The organism is Pontibacter mucosus (genome assembly GCF_003054055.1).
Lineage (GTDB): Bacteria > Bacteroidota > Bacteroidia > Cytophagales > Hymenobacteraceae > Pontibacter > Pontibacter mucosus.
Map to the genome: position 1 here is coordinate 176,707 of NZ_QBKI01000001.1, position 17,836 is coordinate 194,542.

Annotated in this window: 17 protein-coding genes and 1 tRNA gene; 5 read left to right on the forward strand and 13 right to left on the reverse strand. The window is 52.4% G+C overall.

Annotated features, from left to right (window positions below; translation table 11 throughout):
• Nucleotides 1-35: 35 nt before the first annotated feature.
• The gene (locus C8N40_RS00795; protein ID WP_108209915.1) at nt 36-536 is read left to right on the forward strand and encodes a DUF4293 domain-containing protein; all 501 of its coding nucleotides are present in this window, start codon (nt 36-38) and stop codon (nt 534-536) included.
• A gap of 923 nt (nt 537-1,459) precedes the next feature.
• On the opposite strand, the gene C8N40_RS00805 is transcribed toward C8N40_RS00795, so the two are convergent.
• From C8N40_RS00805 to C8N40_RS00840, 8 genes are all read right to left on the reverse strand, one after another.
• On the reverse strand, nt 1,460-2,239 hold the full coding sequence (locus C8N40_RS00805) for a proline and serine-rich protein 1 family protein (protein ID WP_108209917.1): 780 nt from the start codon (nt 2,237-2,239) through the stop codon (nt 1,460-1,462).
• A gap of 56 nt (nt 2,240-2,295) precedes the next feature.
• On the reverse strand, nt 2,296-2,958 hold the full coding sequence (locus C8N40_RS00810) for an outer membrane beta-barrel protein (RefSeq protein ID WP_108209918.1): 663 nt from the start codon (nt 2,956-2,958) through the stop codon (nt 2,296-2,298).
• A gap of 95 nt (nt 2,959-3,053) precedes the next feature.
• Nucleotides 3,054-4,034 carry a hypothetical protein gene (locus C8N40_RS00815; RefSeq protein ID WP_108209919.1) on the reverse strand — a complete coding sequence of 327 codons (981 nt, stop codon included), beginning with the start codon at nt 4,032-4,034 and terminating at the stop codon, nt 3,054-3,056.
• A 256-nt stretch (nt 4,035-4,290) separates the two neighbouring features.
• Complete coding sequence (locus C8N40_RS00820) at nt 4,291-5,460, reverse strand: AIR synthase related protein (RefSeq protein ID WP_108209920.1); 1,170 nt, start codon at nt 5,458-5,460, stop codon at nt 4,291-4,293.
• Between the two features lie 211 nt (nt 5,461-5,671).
• Nucleotides 5,672-7,621: a CHU_0125 family OmpA-like outer membrane integrity protein gene (locus C8N40_RS00825; protein WP_108209921.1), complete on the reverse strand. Its 1,950-nt coding sequence runs from the start codon at nt 7,619-7,621 to the stop codon at nt 5,672-5,674.
• A gap of 27 nt (nt 7,622-7,648) precedes the next feature.
• Nucleotides 7,649-8,131, reverse strand: a complete 483-nt coding sequence (locus C8N40_RS00830) for a hypothetical protein (protein WP_108209922.1) — start codon at nt 8,129-8,131, stop codon at nt 7,649-7,651.
• A 155-nt stretch (nt 8,132-8,286) separates the two neighbouring features.
• On the reverse strand, nt 8,287-9,105 hold the full coding sequence (locus C8N40_RS00835; protein ID WP_245904932.1) for a (Fe-S)-binding protein: 819 nt from the start codon (nt 9,103-9,105) through the stop codon (nt 8,287-8,289).
• 105 nt (nt 9,106-9,210) lie between these two features.
• Nucleotides 9,211-10,584 (reverse strand): (Fe-S)-binding protein, encoded by a 1,374-nt coding sequence (locus C8N40_RS00840; protein ID WP_108209923.1) that lies wholly within the window; start codon nt 10,582-10,584, stop codon nt 9,211-9,213.
• A gap of 170 nt (nt 10,585-10,754) precedes the next feature.
• Here C8N40_RS00840 and C8N40_RS00845 point away from each other — a divergent pair.
• Nucleotides 10,755-10,827, forward strand: a tRNA-Phe gene (locus tag C8N40_RS00845).
• A gap of 366 nt (nt 10,828-11,193) precedes the next feature.
• On the opposite strand, the gene C8N40_RS00850 is transcribed toward C8N40_RS00845, so the two are convergent.
• A complete protein-coding gene (locus tag C8N40_RS00850) occupies nt 11,194-12,297 on the reverse strand; it encodes a tetratricopeptide repeat protein (RefSeq protein WP_108209924.1) in 1,104 nt (367 codons plus the stop codon).
• A 161-nt stretch (nt 12,298-12,458) separates the two neighbouring features.
• Here C8N40_RS00850 and C8N40_RS00855 point away from each other — a divergent pair, with 161 nt between their 5' ends.
• Genes C8N40_RS00855 through C8N40_RS00865 form a run of 3 tightly spaced genes read left to right on the forward strand, consistent with a single transcriptional unit; the run spans nt 12,459 to nt 14,231 of the window.
• Nucleotides 12,459-12,839 (forward strand): phage holin family protein, encoded by a 381-nt coding sequence (locus C8N40_RS00855; RefSeq protein WP_108209925.1) that lies wholly within the window; start codon nt 12,459-12,461, stop codon nt 12,837-12,839.
• Entirely contained in the window at nt 12,836-13,477 is a 642-nt protein-coding gene (locus tag C8N40_RS00860; protein WP_108209926.1) for a hypothetical protein, read from the forward strand. Before C8N40_RS00855 ends, C8N40_RS00860 begins: the two co-directional genes overlap by 4 nt.
• Nucleotides 13,467-14,231 (forward strand): phosphoglycerol geranylgeranyltransferase, encoded by a 765-nt coding sequence (locus C8N40_RS00865; RefSeq protein WP_108209927.1) that lies wholly within the window; start codon nt 13,467-13,469, stop codon nt 14,229-14,231. The genes C8N40_RS00860 and C8N40_RS00865 overlap by 11 nt, the downstream gene beginning before the upstream one ends.
• Here the strand turns inward: C8N40_RS00865 and C8N40_RS00870 are convergent.
• The 4 genes from C8N40_RS00870 to rfaE2 form a co-directional block, all read right to left on the reverse strand.
• Nucleotides 14,214-15,140: an AraC family transcriptional regulator gene (locus C8N40_RS00870; protein WP_092100715.1), complete on the reverse strand. Its 927-nt coding sequence runs from the start codon at nt 15,138-15,140 to the stop codon at nt 14,214-14,216. The genes C8N40_RS00865 and C8N40_RS00870 overlap by 18 nt on opposite strands.
• A 159-nt stretch (nt 15,141-15,299) precedes the next feature.
• On the reverse strand, nt 15,300-16,439 hold the full coding sequence (locus C8N40_RS00875) for an acyl-CoA dehydrogenase (RefSeq protein WP_108209928.1): 1,140 nt from the start codon (nt 16,437-16,439) through the stop codon (nt 15,300-15,302).
• A gap of 221 nt (nt 16,440-16,660) precedes the next feature.
• Entirely contained in the window at nt 16,661-17,335 is a 675-nt protein-coding gene (locus C8N40_RS00880) for a zinc metallopeptidase (RefSeq protein WP_245904933.1), read from the reverse strand.
• Nucleotides 17,336-17,341: 6 nt separating this feature from the next.
• A complete protein-coding gene (gene rfaE2 / locus C8N40_RS00885) occupies nt 17,342-17,836 on the reverse strand; it encodes a D-glycero-beta-D-manno-heptose 1-phosphate adenylyltransferase (protein ID WP_108209930.1) in 495 nt (164 codons plus the stop codon).

The window sequence follows — 17,836 nt, forward strand, 5'->3', positions numbered from 1 at the left end:
TTTTGCATCTCTTTGCAAGATAATTTAACCATCACATGATACAAAGAATTCAAACCGTATTTCTGGCCCTGCTGGCTATCGCCATGATCTGTGTACTTTTCCTGCCGCTGTGGTCTAAAACTGACCCTACCACGGGCGAGGAAGTAGTGCTGACCGCCTGGAACATGAAGTCATACTTCCTGACGGAGCAAGGCGAGCCGGGTGAGGTAGGCAGTGTGCCGCAGCGAGGCACCATTGCCATTGGTATGCTGGCGATTGCCGCTATTGTTATTGCCGTGTATGAGATTTTCCAGTACAAAAGCCGCCTGAACCAGATGAAGCTGGGCTTGCTGAACACGCTGATTCTGATGGCCACGCTGATTACCATGCTCTACTATGCCTACTTCGTGGGCGGCGACCTGGTACTGCCTGGCGAAAAGGGCACGTTTGAGGCGGGCTTCTTCATGCCACTGCTGGCGCTGGTGCTCAACTCCCTGGCTAACCGCTTCATCAAGCGCGATGAGGATCTGGTAAGGTCAGTGGATAGGCTGAGGTAGTTTTAGAATAAAGTATAACTAAAGGGCGGGTGTTTTTTCGGCAGCACCCGCCTCTTTTATTTTCGGGGGCTGTAGCGTTATTGGTGCTGATGGTTTTTATACTTGCTTAAGCTATACTTTATTCTTGTCTGAATCAGGATTTACAGGATGAAAGGATTTACAGGATTTTATACTTGGGCTATACTTCCATCCCCGTCGCTGGCGCGAGTTTTCAACTCGTGCCTAACTATGATGTTGGATTTGTAACCCAACTGGCTCGCAGAGCCACACTTATACTTTGGCTATTCTTTTATACTTGCCGGTTTATACTTTTTCATGGCTGCTGCTTCCTTCCACTTGAAACAAGCTATCCTTGCTAGCCGCCGTTCATCCTCTAGTTCCCACAAACGTCTCGTTGCACCTCCAACTTGGCTCCCTCCTAGGCCGGGAGGCCTCGCCTTGGGGGTAGGGGCTTTCGATAAGGGCATCGCGCTGCTTTCGCTTCCTGCCCTCGTGCCTCGGGCTGCCTCGCAGGCACCGGAACCTCTCGAGGCGCTCAACCCAAAGGCTGGGATAGAGTCGATAGCTACAGCAGACGGAGCTTCAGCCAAATTCCCCCTTCGAAGGGGGTAGGGGGATGTTAATGGCCTGCGAAATTCCCTTCTCGGGAGGGGCTGGGGTGGGTTTAAACTTTGTAGGGACAGGTTGCGACCTGTCCGCACGAGAACTGAGGCTATGCAATTTATACTTCAGCTAAAGCAAAAACAGGGCTCCCCTCCTTGGCTAAGGAGGGGTAGGGGTGGTTGGACTAGGGACTACATGACTCCCTTTTAGGAAAAAGATAAAAAAGAGCGGCGCAGGTATAACCTGCGCCGCGCCAACTTATCTCACACTAAACTTTAAACTCTTTAACTCCCAAACTCCTCAACTCTCTAACTCCTAAACTACCTTCTCCTTCTGGCGTACTCCTCCAGCTCGCGCACGCTGCTGTCGTGGCGGAAGGCGTCGTAGATGTAGTAGAAGCGGTCGCGATCGCAGAGGTAGTCGTAGGCATACTTGGCGAACTCTATGCGGGTGCTCTCATGGTCGAACTGCTGCAGCAGGCGCTTCAGGTCGTCGGCCATGATGCTGTTGCCGCGCAGCCCGTCGCGGGCTATACTTAACTTGGTGCTCTCGGAGCTACGGTGGCGGATGGCGTCTACCAGGCGGTCCAGCTCGCGGCCGGAGAGCAGGTTGCGGCAGTTGCCATCACGGTAGTCATCTCGGTAGCGGTCGTCTTTATACCTATCGTCGTACCGATCATCGTAGCGGTCGTGACCGCAGTACTCGTCGTGGCGGTGGTGGTCCGGGTAACGGGGCAGCGGCGGCGCGGGCACCACGACCACCGGCCTCAGCGGCACCTCGCTCAGGAGCTTGAGGTGCGCCTTCCCGCTCCGACCCAGGGTACGCACACCGTAGGTAGCCTCTACCCCACGCGGCACAAACACTTTCTGGCCCATTTTATACATGCCATGGCGGGTACGCACGCGCAGCTCCACATAATGCTCCCCCGGGCGCACGGCGTTCATGCGCACATAGTTGGTTGCGGTGTGGTTGAGGGTGCGCCCATTTACTTTCACCTGAAAAGACTCGCCGCGCTCGGCGGTAAATACAAGGATGGAGGCCTGTGCCCATACCGGCAGCGCCAGCAGCACAAACAAGATTGGTAGTAGAAGCTTTTTCATGGCAAGTATAGGTTTTTACTTATACTTGCGCTATCCCAATTTCTGTGCCAGTTTGGTTATTGGAGCTTGTAGTTTAGCCCCGCCCCAATGGACTTTGGGTTAGAGTCCGCGTAGTTGTTTCGCTGCAACAGATCTTTGTATATTAGATTACCTTCTAAGTAGCCTTCTAGCCGATCATTTATTTTATACTTGAACATGAGCCCGGCAGTGAAGAACAGATTCATACCTGAAGCATCATCTTCAAACAAAATATCAGTTGCGCCCCCCTTACTTTTAACATGCTTAAACTTGACAGAGCCAAACACAGGCACTACAGAGGCTGTAGCATAAAGCTGAAGCTTGCGGTTTGGGTTAAACGGGGTGAAGTAAAAGCTAACCGGTGTTGCTAGCCCCTTAGCTGTATTATACTGGTTCCAGCGTGTCAACTCAGTATCTCCTTCATATTCATATCCCTCCTGGGCGAAGTTCTCCTTATCTTTATCATATCCTGCGCCTATCTGCACACTCAGCCTGCGTGTTAATTGGTAACCGGCATGTAGGGTGATAATAGGCTCTATACTGCCGCTTACCCTGCCATGTTTATACCCCATCATATATGAAACTGTATTCAGAGATGCCCCAACATATAGCTTCTTTTCTGCTATAGGGGCGGTTTCTGCTGATTGTGCTATAGTACAGAAGGGTGCAATAAAAGCTAATAAAACAAAAATACACTTCATAAATGTCTATTTAGATTTTCATATACAAAAAGCATCAGCCTTTATCTAAATGAGAATAAAAGCTGATGCTAAATTTAGATGCTTAATAGTATTTCTTAGTAGAATTTAACGCAGAAGTAAATGTAATCCCCACCAGCGCCTTCGTTTAAGTCCTGAGGAATTCTTACCCATCCTGGAGGTGGCTGAATCGAGCTACTACTTCCATAAAGCACCCCTACTTCTTTAACCAGCGGGAGACTAGTATCCCATGAATCTTTTTGTTGATAAGCATAAATGTACTTACCGCCTGCTCCATCATTTAAATCTGGACAGTGAAATCCTAAAGGATCTTTCATTTCTATAGGAGGTGTCCAGAGATTTGGCCAACTATTAGCTGGTCCTATAGATTGAGGCTTCACTACAATGCCTCTAACTGGTACTTTCCAGCCTATTCTCTCGTCATTTACCCAGGCACCAGGGTTACTTGACGAACCTACAACTCTTTCAGGGTTTCTTGTGAAGCAAAGATAAATGTACTTACCACCAGCTCCCTTATTGAGATCCACTGGTATTTTATAATACCCTGGTAAGTCACTTGTCCCTATGGAAGAGGAACTACCCTTTATTATTTTTAAATCCTGTATAAGGTTACGGGAATTGTAATAGTAGCTACCCTCTCCTATACTTTCGGAGCTTACAAAAGTAGGCGGTGACGGTGGAATCCCTGTACCACCACCTCCGCCGGTGCAGTCTGTAGAATAAGGGCAAAGCGGATCTGAAGACATTGTAGAGGCGGCCTCAATAGACTTTTTCGGACGCGTAGGCCGTTCACTTCCGTCTTCAAAGCCTGTTACCTGCACGTCTTTGCTCACGTACTGGCCCGTTTTATCGGTCTTGTACGTGATATCTTTGTCTTCTTTTTCGGTAGCAGATTTTATCTTCAGCACCTGCTTCGCAGCGAGCGCTTTAGCATCTGGCTGCACCGCTTCCTCAGCTTTCTCGCAGCTCCATAAAAACACGGTTGTGGATAGAAGTACAAAAAGCAACAGCCGGGTCAGCATGCTGCCTGTCTCGAGGGTAAATGTTCGTTTTCTCATATGCATTTTGTTTAAAGGTTAAATATTCATGAACATATGAATATTATAATATAAAAACAAGGCATTTTTAGGCACTTTTGTTACATCGGCTTTAGGGGTACAACCCTTGGCTCATACTTTGCAAAGTGCTATTACTGCGTCTAGAACAAACTTTCCCGTGAATATTTTTCACCCCTTTGTCACATCAGCCCCGGAAAAAAGAAAGCGCCGCAGGTGCTGTACCTGTGGCGCTTGCAAAGTATAGGTAAAGTATAATTTAGCCTTCGTAGTAGAACTCGCCGTAGGGGCTGCGGATGGTGAGCTCGTTTCGTTTGCTCTTCTCCACGCGGCCAATGATCTGGGCCTCCACGTTAAAGCTTTTCGAGATGGCAATCAGGTCCTGCGCATACTCCTCCGGCAGGTAAATCTCCAGGCGGTGGCCCATGTTGAAGACCTTGTACATTTCCATCCAGTCGGTGTGGCTCTGCTCCTGAATGATGCGGAACAGCGGCGGCACCGGCAGCAGGTTGTCCTTGATGATGTGCACCTTCTCGGTGAAGTGCAGTACCTTGGTCTGGGCGCCGCCCGAGCAGTGCACCATGCCGTGGATATTTTTGCGGTGCTCCTTCAGAATCTCCATCACAATGGGAGCATAGGTACGCGTAGGCGAGAGCACCAGTTTGCCCACCTCCATGCCTGTTTCAGGGTCGATGTCGGTAAGGCGCATGTTGCCGGAGTATACCAGGTCGGCTGGCAGCTCGGGGTCGTAACTTTCGGGGTAAGAGGCCGCCAGGTATTTGTGGAACACATCGTGGCGGGCCGAGGTGAGGCCGTTGCTGCCCATGCCGCCGTTATACTCTGTTTCGTAAGTAGCCTGCCCGTAAGAGGCAAAGCCCACAATCACGTCGCCGGGCTGAATGGTGTGGTTCGAGATCACCTCGTCGCGGCGCATGCGGGCCGTTACGGTGCTGTCCACGATGATGGTGCGCACCAGGTCGCCCACATCGGCTGTCTCGCCGCCAGTGCTGTAAATGCCCACACCGTTATCGCGCAGCATCTGCAGCACCTCCTCGGTACCGTTGATGATGGCGGCAATCACCTCGCCGGGTACCAGGTTCTTGTTGCGGCCAATGGTGGAGGAGAGCAATATTCTATCGGTGGCGCCCACGCACAGCAAATCGTCGGTGTTCATTACCACGGCATCCTGGGCAATGCCTTTCCACACGCTCAGGTCGCCAGTTTCTTTCCAGTACATGTAGGCCAGCGAAGACTTGGTGCCGGCCCCGTCGGCGTGCATGATGGCGCAGTACTCCTCGTCGCCGGTAAGTATATCAGGGATGATCTTACAGAAAGCTTTCGGGAAAAGCCCTTTGTCAATGTTCTTAATGGCGTTGTGCACATCCTCCTTAGAGGCGGATACGCCGCGACGCAAATATCTGTTTTCCATGGTTGCTGGATGATTTGCCTACAAATTTAACAAAGGGAATGGCATTCCCGAGAGTATAGGGCATTTATTATACTTTAAAGGAACCGGCCGCAGCCACTGAAGTCCTGCTTTTTTATACTTCGGCAAAGTATAAACTTGCTAAAGTATACTACGGAAAGAGCCGCACAAGTATAAAACCCATGCGGCTCCATCTATAGTAGCGCTACACTGATTACTCCTGTATACGTACCACTTTAAATTCGGTGCGGCGGTTGCGCTGGTGTTGTTCCTCAGTTTTGGCGTTTTTCACCACCGGACGGCTCTCGCCGTAACCCTTGGCCGTGATGCGCGAGCGGTCAATGCCTTTCGAGATGATGTACTCCACGGCAGACTCGGCACGGCGCTGCGACAGGTCCACGTTGTAGATGTCGGAGCCACGGGAGTCGGTGTGGGAGCTCAGCTCGATGGAGATGGCCGGGTTGTCGATGAGTATCTGCACCAGCTTATCCAGCTCCACGGCCGCGTCCGGACGAATGTTGGCCTTGTCAAAGTCGTAGAAGATGTTTTCCAGCACAATCGGCTTCTCTTTCACAATCTCGTTCAGCACCAGCGTCGTCGTCAGGCGCACCTCGTTCATGGGGTCTTTCAGCTCGCTTTGGGCCGGCATCTTGCCCTCGGTGGTCACGCGCTGGCGGGCGGTAAAGAAATTCGGCTTCTCGGCCACCACAGAGTAGGTAGAGGCTGAGTCGAGCGGGAAAGAGAACTTGCCCTCGGCATCGGTGCTGGCCATGGCGATTTGCTTGCCGGCCTCGTCCTGAAGTATAACGGTGTTGTTCGGCACCACCGTGCGCTGGCGGGCTCCCTCGCGCAATTGGTATAGTGTGCCGTCCACAAAGAACTTTACCAGCTTGCGATCGCTGCGCACGAAACGGTATAGGTCGTCGCCGCCTTTGCCGCCCTCGCGGTTAGAGGAGAAGAAGCCAAACTGCTCGTTCACGAAGTACATCCCGAAATCATCGCCCGGCGAGTTTACCGGCTTGCCCAGGTTAACAGGTTTGCCATTCTCGATGCGGAACAGGTCGAGGTTGCCCAAACCAGGCAATCCGTCAGAGGCAATGTATACCGTCCCGTCCGGCCCCACCGACACAAAACTCTCGTTGCCGGACGTGTTTATCTCTGGCCCCAGGTTTTCGGGTTTGGAGAAGCGTCCGTTATCGTCTAAGGTAGATTTGTAGATATCCGTACCCCCTAAACCGCCCTTGCGGCTGGAGGAGAAGTATAAGGTTTTGCCATCAGGCGTGAAAGCGGGGGAAGAGTCCCATGCCTCCGGGTCGTTTATACTTAGCGCCTTGGGCTCGGTCCAGCCATTGGCGCGGCGGTACGTCACGAACAAATCCACGTTCTCACGGCCTTTCTTGGTGCCTTCGTTGCCACGGGCAAACACCATTACCGCGCCATCGTTGGTGAAGGTGGCGAACGCCTCGTGCAGGTCCTCGCTGTTTATACTTTCATACTTGTGCACGGCCCCGCCCATCTCGGCGGCAGAGTCGGTCAGGGTGGTGGTGTAGATGTCCAGGAAGCCTTCGCCGTTGCCCAGATACTCTTTGCCCGGGCCGCGTGTGGAGGCAAAAATCAGCTCGTTGCCCTGCACGTAAGGGCCGAACTCGGAGGCATCGGTATTGAGCGCCTCCAGGCTCTCTACTTTAAAGCGCTCGCCCTGCCCCAGAATCTCGTTCAGCTGCTGCATGTTCTCCAGCTCGCGCAGGGCCATGGAGCGCAGCTGCGGGTTGTTGGCCACTTTTACGTACTCACCCATGCGGCGCAGCGCCTCCTCATACTTGCCGTTTGCCTTCAGGGCCAGCGGATAGTAAAAATAAGCGTCCTCCTTGCGGTAGTTGGCGTCTATGGCGGCTTTGTAGTAGGGCTCGGCGGCGGCCAGGCGGTTGGAGCGACGGTAGGCCTCCGCAATTTTATAGTTCACCTCCCCGGCGTTGTTTGCCTTGCCCAAGGCCTGCATGTAGAATTGAATGGCCCGCTCATACTCCTCCTGCCCGAAACGCTTGTCGCCTTTGCTCAGGTACTGGCTGGCGCCGCAGCCGCTGAGCAGCAGCACGAGCAGCGCGATGAAACCGGTTTGTTGCAGTTGTCTTGCCAGTGGCTTTTGTCGAGGCATGTTGTGCATGAACAAGTAGGATTAAGTTTAGCCGGATCAGAAATAGCGGGAAAGCCAGCTGTTGCCGGCCGGTCGTGGCCATGCCTGCTGCAGCTCCCCGTAATTGGTTATAAGCGTATCAAAGTATAACGAATCTTCTTTAATTTCGCCGGCGGCCACTTTGCTTTTCAGCTCCGGCATAGGTACCAACTCCACTTTCTCCCCATCCAGGAAGGCCAGCTGCGTGCGGTCCATAAACGAGAGGCCGTAGCGCTGCTCCAGCTCCCGCACAAACCTTACCGAGGCATCGATAGAGCAACCGCTGGCGGCGGTGGCGTCCTCGTTGTTGGCCAGCACCAGAAAACGCCCATGCAGCAGCGCCGCCGAGGCCTGAAGGCCTTTGCCGTGGCTGCTCCACTCAGTAGCAAAACGCTCCAGAAGCGGCTTTATTTCAACCTGTTCTGCCTCCGTCAAAGGTCTGCTGGCCTGGTAAATCCAGATACGTGCCTGCGGGGGCAATTGGTCAAACGGAATATACATAGTTAATGGTTGTATTGTTGATTGCTAAATTGTTAACCTGCCTACGATTTAAATGTTAGCCGGGCGAGCATGTTGTACCTTATACTTGCTCAAACGGAAAGTATACTTCTCGTTTCTTCAGATACAACAATGAGTCAATTTAACAATATCGCCAATTATTTAGAGAGCCCTTCGGCCTGGGCAATGAGCTCGGCGATATCGAACACTTTTACGCTTTCCTCCTGCTCCTTGTTCTTCACCCCGTCGTTCATCATCACCATGCAGAACGGGCAGGCCGTTGCAATCACACCGTTACCCGCTCCCAAGGTGGCCAGGGCCTCCTCGGTACGCTCAATGTTGATGTCTTTTTTGCCCGGCTCCGGCTCTTTGAACATCTGCGCACCGCCGGCGCCGCAGCACAAACCGTTGGCGCGGCTGCGCTTCATCTCCACCAGGTCGGCGTCCAGGGCAGCCAGCACCTCGCGTGGCGCCTCGTAAATGTCGTTGGCACGTCCCAGGTAGCAGGAGTCGTGGAAGGTGATGCGCTTGCCTTTGAAAGCCTCGCCTCCCTGTACCTTCACCTTGCCCTCGTTGATGAGCTGCTGCAGGAACGTGGAGTGGTGAATCACCTCGTAGTTGCCGCCCAGGTCCGGGTACTCGTTTTTGATCGTGTTAAAGCAGTGCGGGCAGGCCGTCACGATCTTCTTCACGTTGTAGGCGTTCAGCACCTCGATGTTGGTCAGCGCCTGCATCTGGAACAGGAACTCGTTGCCGGCACGCTTGGCGGGATCACCGGTGCAGCTCTCCTCGGTACCCAACACGGCATACTTTACGCCCACATGCTCCAGGATCTGCACAAAGGCACGGGTTACTCTTTTATAGCGGTCGTCGAAAGCGCCGGCACAACCTACCCAGAACAACACTTCCGGCTCCTCGCCGTTGGCAGCCATCTCGGCCATGGTCGGCACTTTTACTAATCTTTTATTCTCTTCCATCTGATTTTATACTTAGGACAAAGGACTGGTTGACAAAAGACAAAGGACACTTTCTCAGGTCCTGTATCACGAAGTCTTTTATCCTTTGTCTGAAAATTCTTTTGTCTAGTTTTTATTCGGTACATACAGGTCCTCGGCCCAGTTAAAGCGGTCGGAGGCCGGGAAAGCCCATGGGGCGCCGTTGTTCTCGATATTGGTGAACATGGCATTCAGGGAGGCCGGCGCAGCCGATTCCTCCAGCACCAGGAAACGGCGCAGATCCATGATGGTGGAGAGCTGGTCGATGTTTACCGGGCAGGACTCCACGCAGGCGTTACAGGTGGTGCAGGCCCAAAGCTCCTCCGGGGTAATGTAGCCACGCAGCAGCTCCTTCTGCTCGGTGGTCTGCACACGCTCCACGCCCATCTCCTTGTAGTGGTTAGGGGCGAAAATGGCCGGATGCTCGCCCTTCTCCTCCATCCTATCGCGGGTATCCATGATGATCTTGCGCGGCGAGAGCAGCTTGCCTGTGAGGTTGGCCGGGCACACAGAAGTACAGCGGCCGCACTCGGTACAGGTATAAGCATCCATCAGCTGCTTCCAGGTCAGGTCTTCCACGTCTTTGGCGCCGAAGCGCTGCACCACGGGGTTGCCTTCCGCGTCCACCTCCGGGGCTGGCGGCTGGTAGCTGGGGTCCAGCATGGCTTTGATCTCATGCGTGATGGCCGGGTTTGTCGTGAACTTGCCCTTTGGCAGCAGCTTGGAGTAGTACACGTTCGGGAAGGCCATGATGATGTGGAAGTGCTTGGAGCTTGGCAGGTAGTTCATGAAGGCCAGTATGCCCAGGATGTGGAACCACCAGCCTACCTTGGCAATCACATACAACTGGTCCGGGTCGTTACCGAAAGCATCCACAAAAAACTGGCTGATTGGGTATGCTCCCACTACTTCCTCACCGGCCAGCTGCACGCGCTTCAGGTCGGCGATGTTGAATACGAACAGGGCCAGCATCAGCACGATCTCCGTGATCAGGATCACGTTGGCGTCCATCTTTGGCCAGGCGCGCATCTCCACTCCTGTTGCCAGGCGGGGCACTTTGGTTACGTTGCGGCGCCACAGGAACATGACACAGGCAATGATCACCAGCGCGGCTAGAATTTCGTTTATCGCCATCAGGCCACTGTAGAGCGGACCCACAAAGCCCAGCACGCGGTGTGTGCCGAAGATGCCGTCGATTAGAATCTCCAGCACTTCAATGTTGATCACGATAAAGCCCACGTACACGAACAGGTGCAACACGGCTGGCAGCATGCGCTTAAACATCTTCTGCTGCCCAAAGGCCACCAGCAAGGTTTTATTGATGCGCTCCGAAGGGTTGTCAGCCAGATCGGTGTCGCGGCCCATCAGGACGTTTTTGCGGATCTTGCGGATTTGCCACACAAAAAGCCCGATGCCTACGGCAGCCACAATTAAAAAGATGATGTTCTCTATTCCTATCACGGCAAATTATTCGTTATACATACTATTTGGTAGATAAAGATAGCGGAATATTGAGAAAGGTGTATGCTGGCATACTTTTTTTAAAATATTTTTCCGCCGAATGTTTGCTACTTCAAAATTGGTTACTACTTTTGCATACCCTTTCGGAACAAAGGGGCACAACAAGAGCTGGTGATGTAGCTCAGTTGGTAGAGCAAAGGACTGAAAATCCTTGTGTCGGTGGTTCGATTCCACTCATCACCACGAAACCCTCGCTTTAACCGGTGAGGGTTTTTTATTTTTGACCCCCTCGCAAAAGGCCTTCAACAGCGTCAGAGGCGTTCTTCTGATAATAATCTCCGCCCTCTATCTGAAAGCGGCAGGCAGACCTTCTGCCAATTCCATAACGCAGGCGGCACCCGTTCAGTTACCCTTCATCATTCGGCTAAGTGGCCCTATTTATCACTAAAACGAGGACTTCCTGGCCCTGCATATACTTTAGCATCAACACTAATCTGAGTCTTACCATGAAAGGCGACTCCGCCTACTTGCTGGGCGGCAACGACAGTATAGCAGCCATATAAATTGAAGTCCAGGAGTGGGATAGTAACAAAGGGTTGGAGAACTGTATTAAGGCTGACATCTGGCTCGCAGCTCCAGCAGGGCGGCACTATAGCCCAGCTCATAGGCCTTGGAAAAACGCACGCAGGCCGAGTCCGGCAGCTGCTGCTCCATTTGGGTGCGCCCCAGCAGGTAGTGCAGGCGGCCATTTGCCTTGTCCACCACAAGGCCGGCCTGGTAGTCCTGCGCCGACTGTTCCCACTGCCCCTGCTTGTAGTAGGCAAAGCCCCTGAAGGTCAGCGCTTCCACCTGCTCCGGGCCGGTACTGCTATTCCGCAGAAAAGTATTTAGATCGGCAATGGCGTCGTCGTACTTGTGCAGGTAGAAAAGGCGTATCTCGCCCCGCTTCAGGTGGGCATGCCAGAGCCTGTCGTTCAACTCCAGCGCCTTTGTCAGGTCCTCCTCCGCCTGCCGGTATTGCTCCAGCTGCTGCAGGCTGCGGCCGCGCATGTAGTATACTTGCGCCGAGGGCTGATCCTGCAACGCTATGGTCTTGTTCAGGTCCTGCAGCGCTGAGTTGTAGTTCTCATACACGTCCAGCTCTATCATGGCGCGGGCTTCGTAAGCGGCGGCCTTGTCAGGTATAAAGTGGATGGCATCTGTGAGAAGGCGGTGCGCGCTCGTATACTTTCCGTCTGCTATGTAAGTAAGCGCTGTTTTATACTTGTCTTCCCCGGCGATGTGGTCCATGACGGTTTTGAGCAGCAGGCTGAAAAGTATAAGTCCGCTGACAAAGGCTACCGTAATGTACCAGTCTTTGCGCGAGAAGCCACTGCTCTTGGGTTGGCGTTTCTTGTAATGCCGCTCGTGCACCCCGGCGGGCTCGCGGGTGGTGTAGTGGCGCGGCTCGTAGCGGCGGGGCTGGTGCTGCATAACGGCACGGTGCTGCTGCTCGCGCTGGTATTGCAGCCGAAGGTCGTAGAGCGCACGCTTGCGAGGGTCTGACAGCACTTGGTAGGCGGCGTTCACCTGCTTAAACATCTCCTCGGAAAACAGGTTGCCGGGGTTTTTGTCGGGGTGGTATTTAATTGCGAGCCGCTTATATGCCGTCTTTATCTCCTGCGCCGAGGCCGTCTGGCCTACTCCTAATACTTGGTAGTGGTTATGGCTCAAGCAGGTATCAGAATTTTATCTTGGATCAGCCTTAAATTTAACTAAACCTATACACTTAACCTCAATATCCGTACTACAGTTTTAACGAGTTATACTTTACGTAAATTTTTTAATCCACCCTCGTATACAAAAAACAAGTATTTGAAAAGCAGATAGGAAACATGGCGCTACAAGATAACGGAACCCGCGAACGAAACCCCAACCTCCTGGAAAACCTGATGGGGTACATCGATACCCGCATAGACATTATACGGCTTGAGATACAGGAAAAGCTGAAGGCTTCCTTCGTAAGCACCATACATGCTGTCCTGCTTGGGGTCATAGCGTTCCTGGTGCTTATCTTCCTGAGCCTTTTCCTGGGCCTGCTGCTCAACCACCTCCTCGACAGCTCTTTCTGGGGCTTTGGCATCGTTGCCCTCTTCTATATCATACTTTTAGTTATACTTGTGGTGGGACTGGATAAAAAGGTATTTCAAGGCATGGCCGATAAGGCTTTCGACAACACCATCTACAAATCAGACAAACGAGAAAAACAACTATGAGCGAACTGAACAACCCATTGTTTGATAACGAGCGTGAGTTCCTGGAGCGGCAGAAGGAGGAGTACAGAAGGGCGCTGGCAGGCGACGTTGACCAGATAAAGGCGCAGGGCCAGGAGATTGGCAAAAAGGTGGCCATAGCCGGTGGCGTGCTGCTGGCCGGCTTGCTATTAAAGCGCATGCTCTTTGGCAGCAGTAAAAAGAAGGGGAAGAAACTCCCGAAGGTTAAAGCCGGCAAAAAAGGCAAAGGCGAGCCGCACGGTACTTTTGTAGCCGCCGCCTACCCTACCTACCCTATCCATACGTCTACCCCCATGATTGATTACGAGGCGCACACGCATGCCCCGAGCAGCGACTATACGTTGCCCTCGGAGCAGCAGAACTATACTTACCCTGAAGCGCAGCCCGTAAAAAAAAAGCCTGATTCGCTCCTGAACTCCAGGATGAGCAAAGCTTTGCAACAGCAGGCCATGGCGCTGCTGGTGATGTATGCCACCAAAAAGCTGGAGGAATACTTAAATAGTGTCTCTGAAAATAAAAATAACGATATTGCAGCTAAGCCTGCCGTAGTTGAACCTACCGTGACGGCTCCTGTAACAGAGACACCAGCGTATACCGTTCCAGAGAAGGATGCCATTTAAAAACGACCAATCCAGAATATCTTTTACCCCAGGCAGGAAGCACTTCGCCTTGCTGCTCGACCCGGACAACCTGACAGAGGTTTCCTGCCTGAGCCTTCTTACCCTGAGCGAGGCGCACCCCGTGGATTTCTTCTTCGTCGGTGGCAGCCTCATCACCTCCCAGAACCAGGCCGGCATCATCCGCCTCCTGAAGCAGCACAGCAACGTGCCGGTTATACTTTTCCCGAGCAGCCACCAGCACATCGACCCGCAGGCCGACGGCATTCTCCTGCTCTCGCTCATCTCGGGTCGTAACCCGGAATTCCTTATCGGGCAGCATGTTCTGGCTGCTCCTATACTAAAGGCAAGCGCCCTGAAAGTATACCCTACCGGCTACATGCTCATCGACACGGGCCGCCAGACCACGGCCTCCTACATGAGCGGCACTATGCCCATCCCTTACGACAAGCCGGCCATTGCCGCCTGCACCGCCATGGCGGGCGAGCTGCTGGGCCTGCAGTACATGTACCTGGATGGTGGCAGCGGGGCCATGCGTCCGGTCTCTGCAGAGATGATCAGGGCTGTGCGCGAGGCAGTGGACCTACCCATGATTGTGGGGGGCGGTATTGACACGGTTGAAAAGGCAGCGGCAGCACTGGAGGCCGGCGCCGACGTAATTGTGATTGGCAACCACATAGAAAAAAACCCCGGCTTTTTGGCCGAGGTCTCTTCTCTTGTTGCTTCGTATAACGTTGCCTTAGATGTTCATCGCTGATTCGCGGCGGCGCATCTTACCGGCAGGTATACCAAACATCATCTTAAAGCGGCGGCAGAAGTAAGCCGTGTCTTTATAACCAACTTCTTTTCCGATTTCGCGGATGCTCTTCTTGGTTGTGCGCAGCAGGAACACAGCACGCTCCATACGCTGGTACTCGATGTAGTCCTGCGGGTTAATGCCAGTCAGCATCTTGAAGTACTGACCTACATAGTCCTCCGACACGTTGGCTACGTTAGAAAGCACCTTGTTCGACAGGTCGCCGCCCAGGTTCTCCTTGATGTAGTTGAACAGGTCGATGAGGCGCGGATCTTTGAAGTAGGTGCTGTTTGTTGCCAGCTGCTCCACGAACATTCTGTTTCTCAGGATATGGCGGACAATCTCCACCACAATCTGCTCGGTGTACAGGTTGATCAGGCGCTCTTTGCCCGGCAGCTCCTGCATGTTCTCCTCCACCACTTTGATCACCAGGTTGGCGAGCTTGGTGTTGTTGGAGATAAGGAATGCAGGCAGATCCAGCGATGCAAAGAAGTTCACTGAGTCGAACACCTTGGCTTCAAAGCTCACATAGCTGTGGCTTTCCTCCGCGTCACCGATCAGGTCCAGGTCGTTGTTGCTTCTGAAGAACTTCTCTCTGTTCGTGATCAGGTCGTCATTTGTGATGGACTTTCCTTCACCAGACGGGCCATAGGTAACCTTGGTGCTGCGGCCGCCAGGAATGAATAGAAGTTCCCCTTCTTCTACCACCTGCTCCTCTTCACCAAAAAAGATACTGCCCTTGTGCAGCAGAATCAAATTGTTACCTACATCGTAGTAGTTGCGCACCGTAAACGGCTGCTGCAACACCAGATTCTTAGCCTTAATGAACCGCACCCCAAGCGATTCAATAATCTTATTGTAATCTTCCATGTGTGTTACCAACTAACTTTTATACTATAAACCCTTTAATTTTGGCCTAAAGCTAAGAGTAATCTTTATAAAATTCAAATCTAATCTTAAAATTTATTTTAATTCAATAAAGACTATCTATAGCTCAAATCACATGGAAACAGACTTTTAAGCGCTTTATTACTTCAGTAGTTCTCTCGAAATTACTATTTTCTGAATCTCAGAGGTACCTTCATAAATTTGTGTGATCTTGGCGTCACGCATTAAACGCTCTACATGGTACTCTTTCACGAAACCGTAACCACCGTGAATTTGTACTGCTTCTACGGTCGTTTCCATTGCTACTTTAGAGGCAAACAGCTTAGCCATTGCACCAGACATACCATAGTCGCGGTGAGAATCTTTGTCGTAAGCTGCCTGGAGGCATAACAAGCGCGCAGCTTCAATGTTCGTTGCCATATCAGCCAATTTGAACTGTATTGCCTGGTGTTTGGCTATCTCTACGCCGAAAGCTTTGCGCTCTTTGGAATACTTGAGGGCTAGCTCCAAAGCCCCGGAGGCGATGCCCAGTGCCTGGGAAGCAATACCAATGCGTCCTCCAGCCAGTGTTTGCATCGCAAATTTAAACCCGAACCCATCTTCTCCTATCCTATTCTCTTTTGGTACTTTTACGTCAGAAAACATTAAAGAGTGGGTATCTGAGCCACGAATTCCTAATTTATTTTCCTTTGGTCCAACTACAAATCCTTCCATTCCGCGCTCCACTATCAGGGCGTTAATGCCGCGGTGCCCTTTTTCAGGGTAAGTTTGTGCAATTACAAGGTAAACGGAAGCTGTGCTGCCATTAGTGATCCAGTTTTTAGTACCATTCAGCAGGTAGTAGTCGCCCTTGTCTTCGGCAGTGGTGCGCTGCGAGGTGGCATCAGAACCGGCCTCTGGCTCCGAAAGGCAGAAAGCGCCGATAATCTCACCGGTGGCCAGCCTTGGCAGGTACTTCTGCTTCTGCTCCTCCGTACCGTATTTCTCGATGCCCCAGCACACAAGCGAGTTGTTTACAGACATCACCACTGATGCAGAGGCGTCTACCTTGGAGATTTCCTCCATGGCCAGCACGTATGAAATAGTATCCATGCCGCCGCCGCCATACTTGGGGTCAACCATCATACCCAGGAAGCCGAGCTCGCCCATCTTCTTGATTTGCTCCGTCGGGAACTTCTGGTGCTCATCGCGCTCGATTACCCCGGGCAGCAGCTCAGTTTGTGCAAATTCGCGGGCGGCAGCTTGAACTGCCAAGTGTTCCTCTGTTAGTTCAAAATTCATATCAGTTATCTAAAGGATGATATTTGATTGTTTTTAATTCCGGTACAAAACTAGGAAATTCAGTTGCATTAATTCAACCTGCTATTCTAATAATTGTTGCGGCGCAAGTATGGTTTTAGAGTAAAAAATCAGAAATAGGTGCAAAATCCTTTGTAAAGAAAACGCCGCTGATGCAATTAAGCATCAGCGGCGCTTGTATAATCAGGCAGATTAAACGTTTCCTAGTCGCGGCGTCCCATCAGCAGCGAAGCGTAGTACAGCAGGGTGGCCAGTGAGCCAAGCGCGGCAACCACATAGGTCATGGCAGCCCATTTGAGCGCATCTTTCGCCATACCGTGCTCCTGCGTGGTAACAATGCCCCTGCGGTCTATCCAGGCCAGGGCGCGTCGGCTGGCGTCAAACTCCACGGGCAGCGTTACAAAGCTGAACAGGGTAGTAAGGGCAAACAGAGCCACTCCAATGGCCAATGGTATCGGCGTGCTCTGCAGCATCAGGATACCGATCAGCAGGACCCACTGCATGTAGCGGGAGGCTATACTTAGCGCAGGCACCATGGCAGAGCGGAACTTAAGGAAGTTGTAGGCCGTGGCGTGCTGCACCGCGTGACCGCATTCGTGCGCGGCTACGGCAGCAGCGGCGGCACTACGCGCCTCGTACACATACTCACTCAGGTTCACGGTTTTGTCGGCCGGGTTATAGTGGTCGGTGAGTTTGCCGGCCACGGATATCACGCGTACATCGGTGATGCCGTTGTCGCGCAGCATCATTTCCGCCACCTCACGGCCGGTTAGGCCGGAGCTAAGCGGAGTTTGGGAATATTGTTGAAACTTACTCTTTAATCGCCAACTCACAAGCCAGCTTGCGAGCATCATGGCAATCATTATTATCCAGATCATGATTCGTTAGTTATGTTTGTTTAATTGGTTTTCTATTTTCTTTACGATGCTTGTGGTCGAATAGCCTTTCACCAGTGGCACCGTCATCACGGAGCCGCCCCGGGCCTGCACCACCTCGTGCCCCACAATCTGCTCTACGGCGTAGTCATCGCCCTTTACCAGGATGTCCGGCTGCACCGCCTCAATCAGCTTAAGGGGCGTGTCCTCGTCGAAGTGCACTACCGCATCTATAAACAAAAGCGATGCCATAACGCGCGCACGTGACATTTCGTCCTGCAACGGCCGGCTGGGGCCTTTTATACGACTGATGGAGGCATCGGTGTTCAGCCCCAAAACAAGCTTATCGCCAAGTTGTTTGGCTTTTTCCAAATAATCTACGTGCCCGAGGTGCAGCAAATCGAAGCAGCCGTTGGTGAAAACGATTTTCTGGCCCTGTTCGCGCCAGGCCTGCACCTGCTTCAGCAGTTGCGGCAACGTATAAATCTTGTCTTGCGAGCTCAT